This is a genomic window from Halorussus caseinilyticus, from assembly GCF_029338395.1.
GTDB lineage: Archaea > Halobacteriota > Halobacteria > Halobacteriales > Haladaptataceae > Halorussus > Halorussus caseinilyticus.
On record NZ_CP119809.1, the window covers coordinates 128,713 to 145,509 of the forward strand.

Here is a 16,797-nt window from a genome sequence, read left to right on the forward strand (position 1 = left end):
GACGTGTTAGGTCTACCCCTCGACGTTCGGGGGTGCCTCTTGCTGAGCGAGTTGTCGTCGTCGCAGGTAGTGAGTCGCCGCCGAAACCGCGAACGCGGCGACGATGAGAATGCCCCAAATCTCGTCCGGAATCGCGTCGAACGGCGGGACGCCGAGCAGGTCCCCGAGGACGAGAACCGCGCTCACGACCGCGAGACCGAGGTAGTACCGAATCCACGGAAAGTCGTCCTGCGGCCGGAGATACCCTTCCAGTTGGGCCGCGTTCTCCGATAGCTCTACTACCCCTCGGTTCTGGTTGTAATCTACGATACCCGCGTCCGCCAGTTTCGGGAGATGCGTCTGATACAGGGAGGTGTAGACCGATTTACGCTCGTTGGCCGACAACCCCTCGACGGTCGTGTCGTTCTCCCACGCCGCGACCTGTTCGGCGAGTTCGCTCAGCTCGACCGGACGGTCCTGCTGTTTGAGGTAATGCAGCGTGTATCGCCGTCGCCGGTTCTTCAACACGTCGAAGATGAGGTCTTCGGACAGTGTTTCTTGCCCCGGTGATTTATCAGCCGAACTCATACTACCGAAGTCGCTCAATCCCTTGTTGCGTCGGTGCCACCGCCACCCATCCCATCACGGTACGCCAGTTTCATCCGGCCCACACTTTGTTATCCAGTACTTAGCCCGCCTTGACTATAAACTAACTGTCATTTTTTGGTGGTAACAGACGAATTCCCGGAGTTAAGCCGACGATATTCGAGCTGAAACGGGCAAGTTAAGAACGAACCGTCAGTCGTCGGTGGCTGGCGCGGCCCGGCGGTCCGCCCGCGGTCCGTCCAGTTCCACGTCGGGGAGCATGTCCCGGAGGTATCGCCCGGTGTGCGAGTCCTCGTCGCGGGCGACTGCTTCGGGAGTTCCGGACGCGACGACTTCGCCGCCGTTCTCGCCGCCCTCGGGTCCGAGGTCGATTACGTGGTCGGCGTTCTTCACGAGGTCGAGTTCGTGTTCGATGACGACCACGGTGTTGCCCTTGTCGGCGAGTCGCTGGAGGACCTCGATGAGTTTTCGCTCGTCGGCCTTGTGGAGACCCGTGGTGGGTTCGTCCAACAGGTAGAGCGTGTCGCCGGTGTCCTTCTTCCCGAGTTCCTCGGCGAGTTTGACCCGCTGGGCCTCGCCGCCCGAGAGGGTCGTGGAGGGTTGGCCGAGGTTCATGTAGTCCAGCCCCACGTCCTTCAGCAGGCCGAGTCGTCGGGCGATGCGCTGGTCGTGTTCGAAGAAGTCGTAGGCCTCTTCGACGGACATGTCCAGCACGTCCGCGATGGTCGCGCCCTTGTAGGTCACGTCCAGCGTCTCGTCGTTGTACCGCGCCCCGTCGCACTCCTCGCAGGGGACGTACACGTCCGACAGGAAGTTCATCTCGATTTTGACGGTCCCCTGTCCGCCACACTCCTCACACCGGCCGCCCTTGACGTTGAACGAGAACCGACCCTTCTCGTAGCCGCGTTGTTTGGCGAGTTTCGTCTCGGCGAACAACTCGCGGATGTAGTCGAAGACGCCGGTGTACGTCGCGGGGTTCGACCGCGGGGTCCGGCCGATGGGCGACTGGTCGATGAGTCGGACTTTCTCGACGTTCTCGATTCCCTCGATGGCGTCGTGGTCGCCGGGGTCTACCGAGGTGTTGTCGTTCATCTCGCGGGCGAGTCCCTTGTAGAGGATGTCGTGCATCAGGGTGGACTTCCCGGACCCGGAGACCCCGGTAATCGCGGTGAACTGGCCGACGGGGAGGGCCACGTTCAGGTCCTTCAGGTTGTGCTGGCGCGCGCCGACGACCGTGAGACGCTCGTCGGTGTCCCGCCGGTCGTCTGGCACGGGAATCTCCTTTCGGCCCGTGAGGTAGTCGCCGGTCAGCGACTCCTCGCAGTCCATCACTTCGTCCACGTCGCCCTGCACGACGACTTCGCCGCCGCGCTTGCCCGGTCCCGGACCCATGTCGATTACGTTGTCGGCCCGGCGCATCGTCGCCTCGTCGTGTTCGACCACGAGCAGGGTGTTTCCGAGGTCCCGCAACTCTTCGAGCGTATTGAGAAGTCGGTCGTTGTCCCGCTGGTGAAGCCCGATAGATGGCTCGTCCAGTACGTAGAGGACGCCGACGAGACCCGACCCGATTTGGGTGGCGAGTCGGATGCGCTGGCTCTCGCCGCCCGAGAGGGTCGAAGCCTCGCGGTCCAGCGTCAGGTACTCCAGTCCGACCTCCTCCATGAAGCCGAGACGGGCGCGAATCTCCTTCAGAATCTCCTCGGCGATTTTGGTCTCGCGGTCGTCCAGCGTTTTCTCCAACCCCTCGAAGTGGTCCAAGGCGTCCCCGATGGACATCTCGTTGACCTCCGTAATCGAAGTGCCGTCCACGAGGACCGACCGGCTCTGGTCGTTGAGGCGGGTCCCCTCACACTCCGGACACTCCGTGACCGCCATGTACTCCTCTATGTGGTCGCGGGTGCTGTCCGAATCCGTCTCGACGTATCGACGTTCGAGGTTCGGGATGACCCCCTCGAATCGCTCGTCTTTCTCGCGGGTGCCGTTCTTGGTCGTCCACTCGAAGTGGACTTTCTCGTCGGTGCCCCAGACGAACGCCTCCCGCACGTCCTCGGGCAGGTTCTCGAAGGGAGTGTCCACGCTCACGCCGAAGTGGTCGGCCACGTTGTCGAGTTGCCTGCGGTAGTAAGTCCGGTTGTAGCTCCACGGCTCGAAGACGTGCTTGAGGGGTTTCGAGGGGTCTTGGACCACCAACTCCTCGTCCACCTCCTTGGTCTCGCCGATGCCCTCGCACTCCGGGCACGCGCCGTGGGGACTGTTGAACGAGAAGCTTCGGGTCTCTATCTCCCGGAAGTCGATGCCGCAGTGGGTGCAGGCCAACTCCTCGGAGAACTCCACGACGAGGCGGTCGTCGGACTCGCCAGCGAGGTCCCCCGTGGACCGAGCGGTCGCGCCGCCGAGTTCGGCCGCGGCCGAACTCGGCGGGTCGGGCAGGACGACCTTCAGCACGCCGTCGGCTTCCTCCAAGGCCGTCTCCACGCTGTCGGTGATTCGGCTTCGGGCCTCCGGAGAGACCTTCACCCGGTCCACGATTACGTCGATGTCGTGGTCGTAGTTCTTGTCGAGGTCGGGCCGGTCCATCGTGAGGTCGAACTCCTCGCCGTCCACCTCGACGCGGGAGTAGCCCTCCGAGACTAACTCGTCGAAGAGGTCCTCGAACGCGCCCTTCTGGTCGCGGACGACCGGCGCGGCGATTTTGGCGCGGGTACCCTCGGGGAGTTCGAGGACGCGCCGGACCATGTTCTGGGCGCTCTGCTCGCCGACTTCCCGACCGCACTCCGGGCAGTGGGGCGTCCCGATGCGGGCGTACAGCAGGCGGAAGTAGTCGTGGAGTTCCGTGACGGTGCCGACCGTCGAGCGGGGATTGTTGGCGGCGTTCTTCTGGTCGATGGAGATGGCGGGCGAGAGGCCCTCGACGTTCTCGACCTGCGGCTTGTCCATCTGGCCGAGGAAGTTGCGGGCGTAGGCCGACAGGCTCTCGATGTACCGGCGCTGGCCCTCGGCGTAGACGGTCTCGAACGCGAGCGACGACTTGCCCGACCCCGACAGTCCCGTCACCACGTTGAACTGCTCGCGCGGGATGGATACGTCGAGGTCCTTCAGGTTGTGTTCCTCCGCCCCCTTCACGTCGATGTAGTCTTTGCTCATCGTTTTCGTGTCCCCAGAGAATGCGTTTGCGTGCGCTGTGCCGTCTCGTTCATCAACAGGTAACAGGGATTGAGGGCACTTAACGGGAGTGTAATCGGAAAGACGGGTGACTACGCCGACCGACTCGCGGGGTCGCGCTCAGACGTTCGCGGCCGCTCGCTCCCCAGCGAACACCTCGATAATCGGGGCCGCGAATCCGCGCTTCGAGAAGACGGTCACGAGGTCCCCCGACCGGAGAACGGTGTCGCCCTTCGGCAGGACGACCGACTGGTTGCGCTCGATAGCGACCACGAGAACGCCGTCGGGAAGCACGTCGGCGTCGGTCGCTTCGGCGAGGGTGCGACCGGCCAGCGGACTCTCCTTCCCGACCGTAATCTCGAAAATTTCCGCGCCGTCGGCCAGATGCATGAAGTCCTGCACCGAGGGTCGCTGGACCGCCCGGTAGAGATACTCCGCGATGAGGTTCTGGGGGTTTTCGAGGACGTTGACACTCAGTTGCCGGAACAGGCTCTCGTGTTCGGGGTTGTGGACGACCGACACCTGCGAGGAAATCTCTAGCTCTTCGGCGAGCAACATCACCATGACGTTGGTGGCGTCGGACCCGGTGGTGCTGACGATGGCGTCGGCCTGTTCGCCGCCTGCCTCTCGGAGCGTCTCCATCGTGGTCGCGTCGTCGTTCAACACGAGACAGTCGTAGTTCTCGGCCGCCCTGTTCGCCACCGTTTCGTCTTTCTCTACGACGACCACGTCGTGGCGTTCGCGCGTGAGCAGTCCGAGCAGTTGGGAGCCGATGTCACCGGCCCCGACGACGATGATGTACATGGATGGTATTCGGATACCCAAATGGCTTAAAAATGTGGTTTTCGAATCGGTAACTGTAAGTGGATAAACTCGGCATAAGCGGGTATGTCACGAGACGACGACAGCTCTGACGACGCTCGGCGCGACCCGCCTTCGGACGTTCCGGCGGACCTCGCGTCCCGACTCGCCGCCCTCGACGGCCGCGAACTGCGGGCGGTCATCTCCTACGCACAGTCGCTCTCGACACCCGCCCCGTCGCCAGCGGCCCTCGTCGAGGAGCGTCCGGGCGAGCGGATTCTCGACGTGCGCGAACGCGACGGCCACACGGAAGTCCTCAAAGAACAACCCTGTCCGGAGGGGTGTGACGACTGCCCGCACGGTCCCTACCTCTATCGGATTCGGGTACGGCCACCGGTAGACGCCGACTCGGAACCGACGCTTCGGTGGGACTTCGTTGGTCCCGTCGACTCGTAACTGGCAGTCAGTCACGGTCGAGGTGATAGGTCCGTTTTCGGATTGCCCCGCAACTCGGACAGACGTGGGTGTACAGGACCTGTCCGCCCGTCGTCCGCGCCCGCCAACTGCCGTCTTCGTCGTCGTATCCGCACTCGGAGCAGACCAAATCCTCGTGTTCCATGTGCGACGCCATCCGGTCGAACGGCGTCGAACCGATGTCCTCTAGTTCGGACATAGGGCAACACACGAACCGTTATCGGATAAATCTGCCGCCGTCTATTTTCGATACCCAAATTATGGCCTCCTATATTTTCCATACCTGATTCGTACTCGCTCCCCGTCAGTTCGCACGAGACCGTTCCTCGGAGTGTGGACCCCGAAAGGCGGGGCTTTTATCGACTCCGGCAGTAGACGCGGACATGAGCTATCGCATAGACGAAATCGACAAACGCATCCTCTATCATCTGGCCGACGACGCGCGGAACACGACGGCCCCGACGATTGCCGAGGAAGTGGACGTGACCCCGGCCACGATTCGCCACCGAATCCGCCAGATGGAGGAGGCGGGCATCATCCAAGGCTACCACGCCGACATCGACTACGAGCGGACCGACAGCAGAATCGTCAACCAGTTCACCTGCACGGTGGCGGTCGCCGACCGCCACCGACTCGCACAGGAGGCCCTGCAAGTCTCGGGCGTCGTGAACGTCCGCAAACTGATGGCCGGACGCGAGAACCTCGTCGTCACCGCCGTCGGCACCGGAACCGACGACATCACTCGCATCGCGCGCGAACTGTCGAGTCTCGGTCTGGACCTCGAACGCGAGGACATCGTACAGGACGAGTTGTTCCACCCCTACCACCCCTTCGGGTCGGACGACGACGCCTCGCGCCAGTCGTTCGCCGACGTGCAGAGTCTGACCGGCGGTGCCGAAGTCATCGAGTTCACCGTCCCCGAAGACGCCGCCGTCACCGGAACGACGCTGGAAGCGGCCAACGACTCGGGTATCCTCGACGACGACTCGCTGGTCATCAGCATCGAACGCGGTGACGCGGTACTCACGCCGAAGGGCGATACCGTCATCGAAGCGGGCGATGTCGTCACCCTGTTCGCTCCCGAGACGGTCTCCTCGGAGACCGTCGAGGCCTTCGAGACCACCGAGTGACCGCCGGGGAACTTTTCTCGCCGGTCGTCGTACTCGTCGGGCATGGACGCCCAGAAAGCGTTCGCTCTCTTCTTGCTCACACTCTCCGTCTACCTCTCGCTCCTCGTCGTGCGACCGTTCTTCACCTACGTCGCGCTGGCGATTCTGCTGACCTACGCGCTCTATCCCCTCCAGCGCCGCCTCGCGCCGCGAATCGGTCCCCGGAAGTCGGCGGTGGTCCTCATGGTCGGGTCCACCGTGCTGTTCGTCCTGCCGTTCGTCCTGATGCTCCAAGTCGTCCTCCAACAGGCGCTGGCGGTGGTCGAGGCCGTCCAGTCGGGTGACATCGACGTGGGATTTCTACAGGAACTGCTCGCCAGCGACCTCGGTCAGGACCTCGTGGGTGCGGTCCGGTCGGGCGCGGGCCGGATTCTGGAGCAGTCGGTCGCCGTCGTCGGCGGGGCCTCTACCGCCGCGGTGGGCGTCACGATTCTGGGGTTCCTGCTCTACTATCTGCTGGTCGGAGGCGACTCGGCCGTGGCGTGGTTCCGCGAGGTGACGCCGCTTCCCGCCGACGTGCAGGACCGCCTACTCGCGGACTTGGACCGCCTGACCTACGCGGTCCTCATCACGCAGGGCGTCATCGCGGTCGTACAGGCGGTCCTCACTGGTCTCGCGCTACTCGTCCTCGGGTTCTCGAACGTCCTCTTCTGGACGGTGTTCGCCGTCGTCCTCGGTCTGCTCCCGTTCGTCGGGTCGATGTTCATCTGGATTCCCGCCGGGGTGTTTCTGCTCGCCACCGGCGACTTGCTCGGCGGGGTCGGACTGCTGGTCTACGGGTTCGGCGTCGTCAACCTCACCGACAACTACCTCCGCCCGGTCCTCGGCGGGCGAAGCGCGAACCTCAATCCCGCTATCCTCGTCGTGGGCATCTTCGGCGGACTGGTGGTGTTCGGATTCACGGGCATCTTCGTCGGTCCCATCGTCCTCGGGTTCACGAAGACAATCGTCGGCGTGGTCGCTCGGGAGTACGGTTGAGGTTTCTTTTAGACTGATAGTTCGTTCCTTAGGACGTATTTTTATTTCTTTAACGATGGCAAAGTCACTCACGACTGGACTGACGGACCGACGAACGGAGACGAAGAGACGGAGCAGGTCAAGTTACGGGTTCGCTCGAACCCGCGACGGATTTCGCTCGTCCTCGGCGAGACGTACTTCCTCGAACTTCCAGTCCGGTCTCGTTTCGTCTTCGCTCACGAGGACGGCTTCCACGATTTGCCCTTCGTCGAGACGTTTGACTTCCTCTCGAACGTCGTTGTCGTAAGTTTCGTCGCTGATTGGCACCGAGACCCGGATGCCTTGGTCGCCTCCCTCCAGCACTTCGAGCCAGAAGTAGTCGTTCTGCCGACGTGTAATCTCGTACGTGGCTCTCTCCGTCTCCAACATAGCGTATTCTGCGTGGCGTTTAGCGAATCAATAAATCTTACCCAATCGGGGTGGGAAGTAGCACGCCCGAACCGACGCCTCCCCAAGAAAGTATTTACCGCGAAACGCACAACTCCCGCGCATGGCCGCCGACATCGCCGCCCTCGACCTGACCGACGACGAGTACCGCGTCGTTCAATCGCTGATTCGCAACAAGTACGAGGCGTCCAACAGCGACGGCGAACTCGTCCTGAAGGGCAAACAGAAGATGTTCAAACTCAAAGAGGAGTTCCCCTTCGTGGACGCCGACGGGAATCCCGCGTTCACCGTCAAGGCTGGCGGCGTCCTCGACTTCAGCGGCGACTACGCGCTGATAGACGACGAAACCGACGAGACCGTCGTCGTGTTGGAACACCAGTTCACCCTGTTCGTGGACAAGTGGGCGCTTCGGGACCCCGACACCGGGAATCGAATCGCCGAAATCGCCTCCAAGAGCAAGGTGGTGTCGCTCCTGCGCGCCGTCCACGACCTGTTCAGTCTGATTCCCCACGAGTACGAGATTACCGACGACGACGGCCGCCACGTCGGGGCCATCGAGGGCCAGTTCTCGCTCAAGGACAAGTACGACGTGACCATCGACGACGCCGCCACCGTGCCGAAGGAGGCCGTCGTCGCCGCCGCGATGGTCGTGGACGCCATCGAGGGGAACTAGTACTCCGGAATCCGGGCCGACCGGTCGCTCCCCTCCACGAACGGGAGGGCCGCGAGTTCGGCGGCCACTTCCTCGCCGCCGACGCGGACCGAGAGCGCAGGGTCACTCTCACCGGTCTCGCCCACCTCGAAGTCCACGACGGCGAACGCGACGGGTCCGCCGTCGGTGGGACTCTCGACTGCCCGCGTCACCTCGCCGACCGCCTCGTCGCCGCGGAAGACGGCCGCGCCCGACTCGGGCACCGCCTCGGGACGCAGGCCCACGAGTCGCTGACTCGGTTGGCCGCGGTTCTCCACGCGCGAGACGACCTCTTGGCCGACGAAACATCCTTTCTCGAAATCCACCGCGTTCCGGAGACCGACGACGTTCGGAATCCGGCCCCGCAACTCGGTCTCGAACAGCGGCGTCCCCGCTTCCAGCGTCAGCGACTCCCACGTCCGCCTGCCGAACGGCGCGGCGTTCAATCCTTGGGTCAGGAGCGCGTCGAAGACGAGTTCGGCGTTCGCGCGCTCTTCGCCGGTTTCGTTGACCGTCGTGCCGGTGGCACACACCACCTCGAACCCCTCTTCGCCGGTCGGCGCGTCGGTCCGAATCACCGTGACGCCCACCTCCGACATCCGCCCGCGGACGAACGAGAGGTGTCGCTCCGGTGCGCTCGCGCCGTTGAGGACGCTGGCTATCTTCTCGGTCGCCTTCGGGCCGTGGACGCCGAACACGGCGAAGTCGTCGCTCGCAACGTCTATCTCCACGTCTTGGATGAACACCTTCTCGCGCCACTCCTCGGCGAGGTCGGTGGCCTCGCCCGGCGGGACGAACAACAGGAGTTGCTCGCCAGCGTCGTAGACGTACATGTCCAACTCCACGCCGCCTTGGGGGTCCAACAGGAGGGCGTAGGCACCCTCGCCGTCCTCGGTCGGCACGTCGTTGGACACCACGTTGTCCACGTACTCCACCCGGTCGTCGCCGCGGACGGCGACCACGCCGTAGGGCATCTCGGTGACGCCGACGACCCGCCGGACCGCGCCGTGGGCGCGGTCCGGTCGGCCGTAGTCGGCGGGGATTCGCCGGTCGCCGACTTCGGTCCACTCGGCCCCGAGGTCGGTCTGCTCGTCCTCGATGACAGTCATCTCTACGTCGGTTTCGGGCCGGGACGGGATTAAAAGGTCGGAATCCGGGAGCGCGGAGCATCCGTTCTCCGGCGCATTTCGAGGTCCGTTCCGTCGGCGAGCGCCCGGCGGATTTTCTGTTCGGCGCGTGCTGGCGCGGCGGCTCGTCGCCGCGCCAACCGCGCGAGGGGTGAGGACCGCAGGCCCGTGGCCGAGGACCGCAAGCGGCTGGGGAGGTGTGAGGCCCTCGCGGTGCGGAGCGGTTGCGGTAACTCCTTGGCTCAAGTCTGAAGCTAGCTTCTGGCCGACCGTTCTACTGTCGCCAGCAACTCGCCAAACGTCACCCTCCCGAGAATAGTCCTTCCTCTTCCGAAGAAATTTCACTAAAGCGGTAGTCGCTCGATAATCTTGTCCACGAACGACGGTTCCTCGACTTCCTCGTCGGGGTCCGGAATCACGCGCTCGTCGGGTTTGATGAGCGTCCGGTGGTCGCCGTCGTTGGCGGTGATGAGGTCGTCTTCTTTGAGATTGGCCAGCGCGGTCTCCAGTTCGTCGATGTCGGACTCGACGTGCGAGCGAATCTCGAACACCGTCATCCCCTCCTCGTTCCGGTCGACGAGGGCGTCGAGTACCGCGACTTCGACCTCCTCGCGGTCCCGGTACTCGCGCTTTGCCTTCATAGGTGGGAGTATGACCGGCGGGTTTTTACCTTTATCTGAAATCCGGGTTCGTACGAAAGGCGAGAGTATTAAGCCTTGAAGCGATACGTTGGAGTATGGAAGTCAAATCTCGTCACCACCTTCGGAGCGACGAGGTGGGCGACATCGAACAGCGACTCGCCGACCGACTCGGCGTCGAGTTGGACGCCGACACCTACGAACTCGTGGAGTTGGAGGACTCCGAGTTCGACCTCGTGTTGGTGGACGGCAACCCCGCGGTTCTCTACTACGAGGACGAACCCTTCCTGACGGTCCGGGGCGCGAACCAGTACCCGCCCGAGACCCACGTCGTCACCGTGGACGCGGGGGCGGTATCGTTCGTCAGCGACGGCGCGGACGTGATGCGCCCCGGCATCGTGGAGGCCGACGACGACATCTCGTCGGGCGACCTCGTGGTCATCGCCGAGGAGTCCCACGGCAAGGTGCTGGCCGTCGGCCGCGCCCAGACCGAAGGGTCGGACATGGTGGGTAGCGAGGGGAAAGTCGTCTCGTCGGTTCACTATGTCGGCGACGAACTGTACGAGTTCAACGTCTGAAACGTCGCCACCGTTCTATTGCGCTAGAAGTCGAGTTCGCCGATTGGTGACGGACTGACAATCCCGCGTCGCAATCGACGGCGCGGCAAAAAATGAGTCGTCCCGGCAGTCGGGACGGGTCGGAACCTGACTCCTCGCTCGTCGCGTTACGTCGGTGTCGTCGCTCTACTGGACTTCGACGGTGAAGTCGTTGACTTCGCCGTACTCGCCCGTTGCGGACGGGCCGTCGAAGGCGTTCCAACTGAGGCGGACGCGGACGAGCGTCTCGCCCGTCGGGGCGTCGCTGGGCACGTCGACCGTCGCGGTGTACGTGCTGGTGTCGTCGCTCACGTCCTGCATGACGACCGTCTCGGTCGCGGTGGACCAGTCTTTGTTCTGGTCCCAGTCCACGTAGACGTTCGCGTAGTGGCTGTCGAATCCGCCGTCGGAGTAGTCGAGCGAGATGTCGAACGACCCGCCGGGGCTGACCGTGACCGGACCCGCGCAGGTGAAGTCCTCGTAGGCGTTGTCCGCCGAACTCTTCGAGACATCTCCGCCGAGGGCAACGGTGTCGATGTTCTCGGCACCGCTGGAACCGGTTCCCGACGGCCACTGGGTGGCGTCGAGACAGTCGCCGCCGCCACCGCCGGTGTCGCCGTTGAGTGCGGCCTCAACGTCGAGGAGACCGTAGCCCTGCTCGTTACTGCCGAGACCGATGTCCTCGGCCGTACTCTGGAGCGTACTCCGGGCCTCGGTGTTCGTCTGCCCCTTGGCCATGAGCTGGGCACCCGCGCCCGAGACGTGCGGACAGGACATCGACGTGCCCGAGAGGGTGTCGTAGCCGCCACCCTGATACGTCGAGTAGATGCTTCCGCCGGGTGCGGCGAGTTCGACCTCGGAACCGGTCGAGGAGAAACTCGACAGGGTGTCGTCGCTGTCGGTCGAAGACACTGCGATGGCGTTGCTGTAGGCGGCCGGATAGCCCACACAGTCGCTACACGGTCCGGAGTTACCGGCCGAGGAGACGACGAGGACGCCGTTGTTGTAGGCGTAGTCCACGGCGTCTTTGACGGTGGACGACCCGGAACTCGCGCCGAGGCTCAGGCTGGCTACGTCGTAGCCTTGGTCGGCGGCCCATTCGAGACCGGCGGCAACGTCGGAGAACGACCCGCTTCCGTCGTCGCCAAGCACCTTGCCAGCGTGGAGAGTGGCCTCGGTCGAGACGCCGACGACGCCCTCGCTGTTGTTGACGGCGTTCGCAATCCCGGCGCAGTGGGTGCCGTGGCCGTCGCCGTCCTCCCACGTCCCTTTGCCCGAGAAGTCTTTCCCGGTGCCGAGGTTGGCCTGCAGGTCGGGGTGGTCGGAGTCGATACCGGTGTCGAGGATGGCGATGTCCGCGCCGCTACCGGTGTCGCCGTTGCTGTGTGCCACGTCCGCGTCCACGCGGTCGATGCCCCACGGCAGGGTCTGGGCCAGCGCTTCCACCGTGCCGTTCTTCTCGACGTAGCGCACGTTCTTGCGCTTTGCGAGACCCTTCACGGCCTTCGCCGACGCGCGGATAGTCATCACGTCGAGGGAGTCGAAGTCACGAACCACGTGGTCGGCCGCGTTCTCTGCGGCACGGCGGGCACGCTTGCCTCGGACCCCGACGTTGACTTCGACTTTGCCTTTCGCGCCAGCGAGACCGGCCACGCCCGTCGCGGCCATGGCTCCGCCAGCGACTTTCAGTACGTTACGCCTCGAAACACCCTTGTTTTTCTCTGACATCGATAATTTCATTATATCTCCATACACTTAATAATTTCTGTAATAGAATGAAATTAAGTCGTTCTATAGGGCTTGACGGCGAATTACGCCTCTTTTGATGTATCAGTACTCGTAGGAATCGGCGGCGCTCTCCTCCTCCTCCTCAACGTCGATGGACGCTCCGGCCTTCCTCGCGCGCAGGTCGGGAGCGCGCGACCGAGAGTCGCGCGCTCCCGAGACACATAATTCTGCGTTTTCACTACATAACTATATATTGCTAAAGAATGGGCAAATATGTCTGAATCCTCATCCTCGGCCGTCGGACTGATGCCGATAGCGTTCCGCAAAAAAGAACGACGCCGCGGCGTCGTGACGGTCCGGCGCTCGATTAGGCCGTGACGGTCGTCGTCTGGGTGGCGGTGTTGCCCTTCGAGTCCGTGACGGTGAGCGTCACGTCGTAGGTGCCACTGCCCTTCTTCTCCTGCAGTTTGTCCGACCCGGACGCGCTGGACCCGCTGACCGAGGTGGTCGCGGAATCGACCGTAGTGGACTGGGTGAGCGCGAGGTCCACCGACGCGAGGTCCCCGTCGGCGTCCGAGACGCTCCAACTGACCTCGAAGCGCGCCCAACCGCCGTTGCTCCGGTTGTTGACGCTGAGCGAATCGACCGACGGTGCGGTGTCGCCCGTGCCGCCACCGCCGCTGTCGCCGTTGAGCGCGGCCTCAACGTCGAGGAGACCGTAGCCCTGTTCGTTGCTCGACAGGCCGAGGTCCTCGGCGGTGTTCTGGAGCGTACTCCGGGCCTCGGTGTTGCTCGCGCCGTTGGCCATGAGTTGGGCACCCGCGCCCGAGACGTGCGGGCAGGACATCGACGTGCCCGAGAGGGTGTCGTAGCCGCCGCCCGCGTACGTCGAGTAGATGCTCCCGCCCGGTGCGGCGAGTTCGACCTCGGAACCGGTCGAGGAGAAACTCGACAGGGTGTCGTCGCTGTCGGTCGAAGACACTGCGACGGCGTTACTGTAGGCGGCCGGATAGCCGACGCACTCGTTACACGGACCGGAGTTGCCAGCGGAAGAGACCACCAGCACGCCGTTGTTGTAGGCGTAGTCCACGGCGTCTTTGACGGTGGTCGACCCGGAACTCGCGCCGAGGCTCAGGCTGGCTACGTCGTAGCCCTGATTGGCGGCCCATTCGAGACCGGCGGCAACGTCGGAGAACGACCCGCTTCCGTCGTCGCCAAGCACCTTGCCAGCGTGGAGAGTGGCCTCGGTCGAGACGCCGACGACGCCCTCGCTGTTGTTGACGGCGTTCGCAATCCCGGCGCAGTGGGTGCCGTGGCCGTCGCCGTCCTCCCACGTCCCTTTGCCCGAGAAGTCTTTCCCGGTGCCGAGGTTGGCCTGCAGGTCGGGGTGGTCGGAGTCGATACCGGTGTCGAGGATGGCGATGTCCGCGCCGCTACCGGTGTTACCGTTGCTGTGTGCCACGTCCGCGTCCACGCGGTCGATGCCCCACGGCAGGGTCTGGGCCAGCGCTTCCACCGTGCCGTTCTCTTCGACGTAGCGCACGTTGGGGTTGTTCTGGAGGCCCTTGGCCGCCACTGCGGGCATCTTGGCGGTCACGACATCGATGGAGTCGAACTCCCGGACCGTCTCGTTCGCCTTGTCGAGGGTCTCCTGTCGGCCGCGCTCGGACGAGAATCCGACGTTGACTTCGACTTCGCCGCTCGCACTCCCGAGTCCGGCGAGTCCGGCCGCCGCTATCGACCCGCCAGCGATTTTCAGCACGTTACGTCTCGAAACGCCGTTTCTATTATCAGCCATCTGGTAGTAAACTACGCCGAACCATGTTAAGTGTTTCCATAAGACGCATAATATAATTGATTCAGTGACGAATTTTACGGGTTCGGGCGTGACGACGACGGACTTCCGTCTGACGTAAGAACTATACCGCTTCGCTCGGCCCATATCCCTATGGGCTTCATGAACAAAATCCTCGGCGACCGGGACGCACACACTGCCGAGGACTACGTGGAACTCAATCTCGACGACTTCGACACGGCGTCTGGTGACGCCGCGATGCAGGTCCACATCGCCGAGATACAGGGCCAGCAGGACGTAATCGCCATCAAGGACGCTATCTACGACGGCGACCTCGTGGTCGCCGACATCACCCGCCTACGGACCGAAGACACGACCGTAGAGCGAATCACCAACGAACTCCAGCAGGTCGCCCGCGAGGTAGACGGCGACATCGTACAGAAAGGCGACGACCAGATTCTCGTCACCCCGACCGGCGTGAAGGTCAGTCGAGAGAAACTCACTCGCTGACGCTCCGACTTCTACTTCAGGGCGCGCTCGACCCTACCCGCCACGCTTCGGGCTTTCTCGGCCAACTCCGGAGCGACGTAACCGTCTTCGACCGCCTCGTCTAACTCGTCGTCGTCCACGCGTTCGACTTCGCCGTCGGGGAACTTCACTACGTCCACGTGGAGGTCCACGTAGCGCGCCGCGTCGGGGAACAGTTCGACGGGCGTGCAGACGTTGACGTAGGTTCCCTTCTTCGCGCCGTCCTCGCTCCGGTAGACCGTCGGATACCACCACCGGCCCTCGCGGAACTTCGTGACCGCCACGTCGCCGGACTCGCGCGTCGTGCCGAGTGCGTCGTAGGTCCCTCGGCCCGACATCTGTCTGCGGACCGTGACCTTCCCCTCGCCGGGGGAACACTGCGTGACCTCGCCGCGGCCGAGCGAGAAACACCGGCCGTCGGGCTTGCCGTGGCGGATTTCGAGGCGGTCGCCCTCGCTCGGCCCGAACTGCCGGAGGGCCGCGCCCGTCGGAAAGTCGTCGCCGTCGGCCGGACCCTCGGTCTCGGCCCAGAGGTCTTCCACGAAGTCCACCGCGGCGCTGGCCGAGGCGCGGGCGGCCTTCACCCGGTGGTGGCCCGGCATCGTGGTCGTGACCTCGCGGCGGGCCTCGTCCAAGCCGAATCTGGACTCGCGGCCGAACCAGCACCACGTCGTCGTCTCGGGCGCGGCGAGTCTCCGGGGCACGTCGCCGCCCTCGGCGTCCTCGGGCGAGTCGGGCGCGTCCGCGAGCGCGGCGTCGATGGTCTCGGCCTGCGCGACTGCCCGGCCGAGGGCGTCGTCCATCGCGTCCATGCCCGCGTCCTCGGCGGCGTACTCCCACCGGACGCCCCAGTCGTCGGGTACCTCGGTCGGGAGCATCTGGGTCGTCCGGGCGAGTTCGGTCCGGGTCGCCTCGTCGCCGGAGGCCACCACCTTGTCGATGCCCTTCGAGAGGCTGGCGACTCCGCCGAACGCCTGTATCTCGGTGCCGAGGTCGGGCCGGTGGTCGGCCCACGGCGGCGCGGCGTCGTGGACCTGCACCCGAACTCGGTCGCCCTCGTGGATTCGCCGGTCGATTCTGCCGAACGAGAGGTAGCCCTCTCGGTCGCCGAGGTCCACGACTGCGCCGCCACCGAGGGTGTCGCTCACCGCGGCGTCGAAGACCGCCCCGCGCGGGGCCGGGTCCGACCATCGGAAGGCGTCCACGCCGACTTCGGCGAGGTTCTCGGCGACCGCTTCGACCGCCTCGGGGTCGCCGGTCACGCCCGCGCCCTGCCGGTCGTCCGTGGTCCCGACGCTGGCGTCGTACTCCTTACTCGGGAAGTTCGCGTCGAAGCGCCGCCGGATGGGTGGCGAGGCCTGCACCACCTCGAACGACTCGCGGAGACGCTGGGTCAGCGCGGTGGTGTAGATACCGCGGATGCGGACGCCGGTCATAGTTCCTCGCGGTCGGTTGCGAACCGGACTCGCTCGTGGACCGTCGGGCCGAGGGTCAACTCGACCACCTCGTCGCTCAGCACCCGGCCGCCCTCGACGTAGACGCCCCACGAGTCGAACCGAAGCCACCCGCGTACGTCGGCGCTGTGGGTGAACAGGTCGGCGTACTCGACCGCGTGTTCGGGATACTCGGAAGTGCTGTGGGTCAGGTCCATGTCGGAGTAGACGACATCCCGGTCCTCGAAGAACGATTCAATCGTCCCGGCCGTTCGCTCGGCGTCGGACGCCGCGGCGTCCGACGCCTCTCGGAGAGCGTCTTCGGAGACGCCCGCCTCGCGTAGCGCGCGTCGCGTGCGGGGGTCGAAGCTCATATGAGAACGGTCGGGCGGCGGTGCCTTCGGTGTAGCGATTCGGGAGAGTCTCTCAGTCGTCGGCGGGGACGGTGCCGGTCCAGTTGGCGTCGGTGGTGGCGCTCGTCGTTCCGAGGTCGGGCATCTCGCGCTCTTCCTCGGCGGGTTCCTCTGCTTGCGCAATCTCGTCGTTCTCGTCGTTCTCGTCGCCGCTCGGCGGTGCTGTGTACAGGAGTCCTCGACTTTCGCTTCGGTACGTCATCTTGTCAAAATATCTGGCCGATTCTGGTTGTTAAGCGTTCCCCTGAGAGTC

The 16,797-nt window shown here is 64.4% G+C and carries 18 protein-coding genes; 6 read left to right on the forward strand and 12 right to left on the reverse strand.

Features of this window, described 5'->3' with window-relative positions; all coding sequences use genetic code 11:
- Positions 1-12: 12 nt before the first annotated feature.
- The 3 genes from P2T60_RS00665 to P2T60_RS00675 form a co-directional block, all read right to left on the reverse strand.
- Positions 13-567 carry a DUF7344 domain-containing protein gene (locus P2T60_RS00665; protein WP_276280627.1) on the reverse strand — a complete coding sequence of 185 codons (555 nt, stop codon included), beginning with the start codon at positions 565-567 and terminating at the stop codon, positions 13-15.
- A gap of 210 nt (positions 568-777) precedes the next feature.
- Entirely contained in the window at positions 778-3,729 is a 2,952-nt protein-coding gene (gene uvrA, locus P2T60_RS00670) for an excinuclease ABC subunit UvrA (RefSeq protein ID WP_276280628.1), read from the reverse strand.
- 138 nt (positions 3,730-3,867) lie between these two features.
- The gene (locus tag P2T60_RS00675) at positions 3,868-4,551 is read right to left on the reverse strand and encodes a potassium channel family protein (protein WP_276280629.1); all 684 of its coding nucleotides are present in this window, start codon (positions 4,549-4,551) and stop codon (positions 3,868-3,870) included.
- An 84-nt stretch (positions 4,552-4,635) separates the two neighbouring features.
- Between P2T60_RS00675 and P2T60_RS00680 the strand changes: the two genes are divergently transcribed.
- Positions 4,636-5,004, forward strand: a complete 369-nt coding sequence (locus tag P2T60_RS00680) for a hypothetical protein (RefSeq protein ID WP_276280630.1) — start codon at positions 4,636-4,638, stop codon at positions 5,002-5,004.
- Between the two features lie 7 nt (positions 5,005-5,011).
- Here P2T60_RS00680 and P2T60_RS00685 read toward each other — a convergent pair whose 3' ends face one another.
- Positions 5,012-5,221, reverse strand: coding sequence for an HVO_0649 family zinc finger protein (locus P2T60_RS00685; RefSeq protein WP_276280631.1), 210 nt, complete (start codon positions 5,219-5,221; stop codon positions 5,012-5,014).
- Between the two features lie 184 nt (positions 5,222-5,405).
- Here P2T60_RS00685 and P2T60_RS00690 point away from each other — a divergent pair, with 184 nt between their 5' ends.
- Both P2T60_RS00690 and P2T60_RS00695 read left to right on the forward strand, forming a co-directional pair.
- Complete coding sequence (locus tag P2T60_RS00690; protein ID WP_276280632.1) at positions 5,406-6,152, forward strand: Lrp/AsnC family transcriptional regulator; 747 nt, start codon at positions 5,406-5,408, stop codon at positions 6,150-6,152.
- A gap of 42 nt (positions 6,153-6,194) precedes the next feature.
- Complete coding sequence (locus tag P2T60_RS00695) at positions 6,195-7,169, forward strand: AI-2E family transporter (RefSeq protein ID WP_276280633.1); 975 nt, start codon at positions 6,195-6,197, stop codon at positions 7,167-7,169.
- A gap of 123 nt (positions 7,170-7,292) precedes the next feature.
- Here the strand turns inward: P2T60_RS00695 and P2T60_RS00700 are convergent, their stop codons facing one another.
- Positions 7,293-7,577, reverse strand: a complete 285-nt coding sequence (locus P2T60_RS00700) for a hypothetical protein (protein ID WP_276280634.1) — start codon at positions 7,575-7,577, stop codon at positions 7,293-7,295.
- A gap of 121 nt (positions 7,578-7,698) precedes the next feature.
- On the opposite strand from P2T60_RS00700, the gene P2T60_RS00705 reads away from it, so the two are divergent.
- A complete protein-coding gene (locus tag P2T60_RS00705; RefSeq protein WP_276280635.1) occupies positions 7,699-8,268 on the forward strand; it encodes an LURP-one-related family protein in 570 nt (189 codons plus the stop codon).
- Here P2T60_RS00705 and ygfZ read toward each other — a convergent pair.
- Together ygfZ and P2T60_RS00715 are read right to left on the reverse strand one after the other, a co-directional pair.
- Positions 8,265-9,395, reverse strand: coding sequence for a CAF17-like 4Fe-4S cluster assembly/insertion protein YgfZ (gene ygfZ, locus P2T60_RS00710; protein WP_276280636.1), 1,131 nt, complete (start codon positions 9,393-9,395; stop codon positions 8,265-8,267). The two genes, P2T60_RS00705 and ygfZ, sit on opposite strands and share 4 nt — an antisense overlap.
- Positions 9,396-9,757: 362 nt before the next feature.
- A complete protein-coding gene (locus P2T60_RS00715; RefSeq protein WP_276280637.1) occupies positions 9,758-10,054 on the reverse strand; it encodes a DUF6432 family protein in 297 nt (98 codons plus the stop codon).
- 95 nt (positions 10,055-10,149) lie between these two features.
- Here P2T60_RS00715 and P2T60_RS00720 point away from each other — a divergent pair, with 95 nt between their 5' ends.
- Positions 10,150-10,629 (forward strand): RNA-binding protein, encoded by a 480-nt coding sequence (locus P2T60_RS00720; protein WP_276280638.1) that lies wholly within the window; start codon positions 10,150-10,152, stop codon positions 10,627-10,629.
- 165 nt (positions 10,630-10,794) lie between these two features.
- Here P2T60_RS00720 and P2T60_RS00725 read toward each other — a convergent pair whose 3' ends face one another.
- Both P2T60_RS00725 and P2T60_RS00730 read right to left on the reverse strand, forming a co-directional pair.
- Complete coding sequence (locus P2T60_RS00725) at positions 10,795-12,375, reverse strand: S8 family serine peptidase (protein ID WP_276280639.1); 1,581 nt, start codon at positions 12,373-12,375, stop codon at positions 10,795-10,797.
- 367 nt (positions 12,376-12,742) lie between these two features.
- A complete protein-coding gene (locus P2T60_RS00730) occupies positions 12,743-14,173 on the reverse strand; it encodes a S8 family peptidase (RefSeq protein WP_276280640.1) in 1,431 nt (476 codons plus the stop codon).
- A 150-nt stretch (positions 14,174-14,323) separates the two neighbouring features.
- On the opposite strand from P2T60_RS00730, the gene P2T60_RS00735 reads away from it, so the two are divergent.
- A complete protein-coding gene (locus P2T60_RS00735; RefSeq protein ID WP_276280641.1) occupies positions 14,324-14,680 on the forward strand; it encodes a cell division protein SepF in 357 nt (118 codons plus the stop codon).
- 11 nt (positions 14,681-14,691) lie between these two features.
- On the opposite strand, the gene P2T60_RS00740 is transcribed toward P2T60_RS00735, so the two are convergent.
- From P2T60_RS00740 to P2T60_RS00750, 3 genes are read right to left on the reverse strand one after another with little or no spacing between them, the layout of a single operon-like run.
- Positions 14,692-16,134, reverse strand: coding sequence for a ribonuclease FAU-1 family protein (locus P2T60_RS00740; protein ID WP_276280642.1), 1,443 nt, complete (start codon positions 16,132-16,134; stop codon positions 14,692-14,694).
- A complete protein-coding gene (locus tag P2T60_RS00745; RefSeq protein WP_276280643.1) occupies positions 16,131-16,505 on the reverse strand; it encodes a DUF7532 family protein in 375 nt (124 codons plus the stop codon). The genes P2T60_RS00740 and P2T60_RS00745 overlap by 4 nt, the downstream gene beginning before the upstream one ends.
- 52 nt (positions 16,506-16,557) lie before the next feature.
- Complete coding sequence (locus P2T60_RS00750; RefSeq protein ID WP_276280644.1) at positions 16,558-16,746, reverse strand: hypothetical protein; 189 nt, start codon at positions 16,744-16,746, stop codon at positions 16,558-16,560.
- Between the last annotated feature and the right edge of the window lie 51 nt (positions 16,747-16,797).

Excerpts from the sequence above, each read along its gene's own strand:
- uvrA (WP_276280628.1), bottom strand. The coding sequence starts at position 3,729 with ATGAGCAAAGACTACATCGACGTGAAGGGGGCGGAGGAACACAACCTG.
- P2T60_RS00675 (WP_276280629.1), bottom strand. The coding sequence starts at position 4,551 with ATGTACATCATCGTCGTCGGGGCCGGTGACATCGGCTCCCAACTGCTC.
- P2T60_RS00720 (WP_276280638.1), top strand. The coding sequence starts at position 10,150 with ATGGAAGTCAAATCTCGTCACCACCTTCGGAGCGACGAGGTGGGCGAC.
- P2T60_RS00685 (WP_276280631.1), bottom strand. The coding sequence starts at position 5,221 with ATGTCCGAACTAGAGGACATCGGTTCGACGCCGTTCGACCGGATGGCG.
- P2T60_RS00730 (WP_276280640.1), bottom strand. The coding sequence starts at position 14,173 with ATGGCTGATAATAGAAACGGCGTTTCGAGACGTAACGTGCTGAAAATC.
- P2T60_RS00735 (WP_276280641.1), top strand. The coding sequence starts at position 14,324 with ATGGGCTTCATGAACAAAATCCTCGGCGACCGGGACGCACACACTGCC.
- P2T60_RS00745 (WP_276280643.1), bottom strand. The coding sequence starts at position 16,505 with ATGAGCTTCGACCCCCGCACGCGACGCGCGCTACGCGAGGCGGGCGTC.
- P2T60_RS00725 (WP_276280639.1), bottom strand. The coding sequence starts at position 12,375 with ATGTCAGAGAAAAACAAGGGTGTTTCGAGGCGTAACGTACTGAAAGTC.
- P2T60_RS00680 (WP_276280630.1), top strand. The coding sequence starts at position 4,636 with ATGTCACGAGACGACGACAGCTCTGACGACGCTCGGCGCGACCCGCCT.
- P2T60_RS00705 (WP_276280635.1), top strand. The coding sequence starts at position 7,699 with ATGGCCGCCGACATCGCCGCCCTCGACCTGACCGACGACGAGTACCGC.
- P2T60_RS00700 (WP_276280634.1), bottom strand. The coding sequence starts at position 7,577 with ATGTTGGAGACGGAGAGAGCCACGTACGAGATTACACGTCGGCAGAAC.
- ygfZ (WP_276280636.1), bottom strand. The coding sequence starts at position 9,395 with ATGACTGTCATCGAGGACGAGCAGACCGACCTCGGGGCCGAGTGGACC.
- P2T60_RS00715 (WP_276280637.1), bottom strand. The coding sequence starts at position 10,054 with ATGAAGGCAAAGCGCGAGTACCGGGACCGCGAGGAGGTCGAAGTCGCG.
- P2T60_RS00750 (WP_276280644.1), bottom strand. The coding sequence starts at position 16,746 with ATGACGTACCGAAGCGAAAGTCGAGGACTCCTGTACACAGCACCGCCG.
- P2T60_RS00690 (WP_276280632.1), top strand. The coding sequence starts at position 5,406 with ATGAGCTATCGCATAGACGAAATCGACAAACGCATCCTCTATCATCTG.
- P2T60_RS00740 (WP_276280642.1), bottom strand. The coding sequence starts at position 16,134 with ATGACCGGCGTCCGCATCCGCGGTATCTACACCACCGCGCTGACCCAG.
- P2T60_RS00695 (WP_276280633.1), top strand. The coding sequence starts at position 6,195 with ATGGACGCCCAGAAAGCGTTCGCTCTCTTCTTGCTCACACTCTCCGTC.
- P2T60_RS00665 (WP_276280627.1), bottom strand. The coding sequence starts at position 567 with ATGAGTTCGGCTGATAAATCACCGGGGCAAGAAACACTGTCCGAAGAC.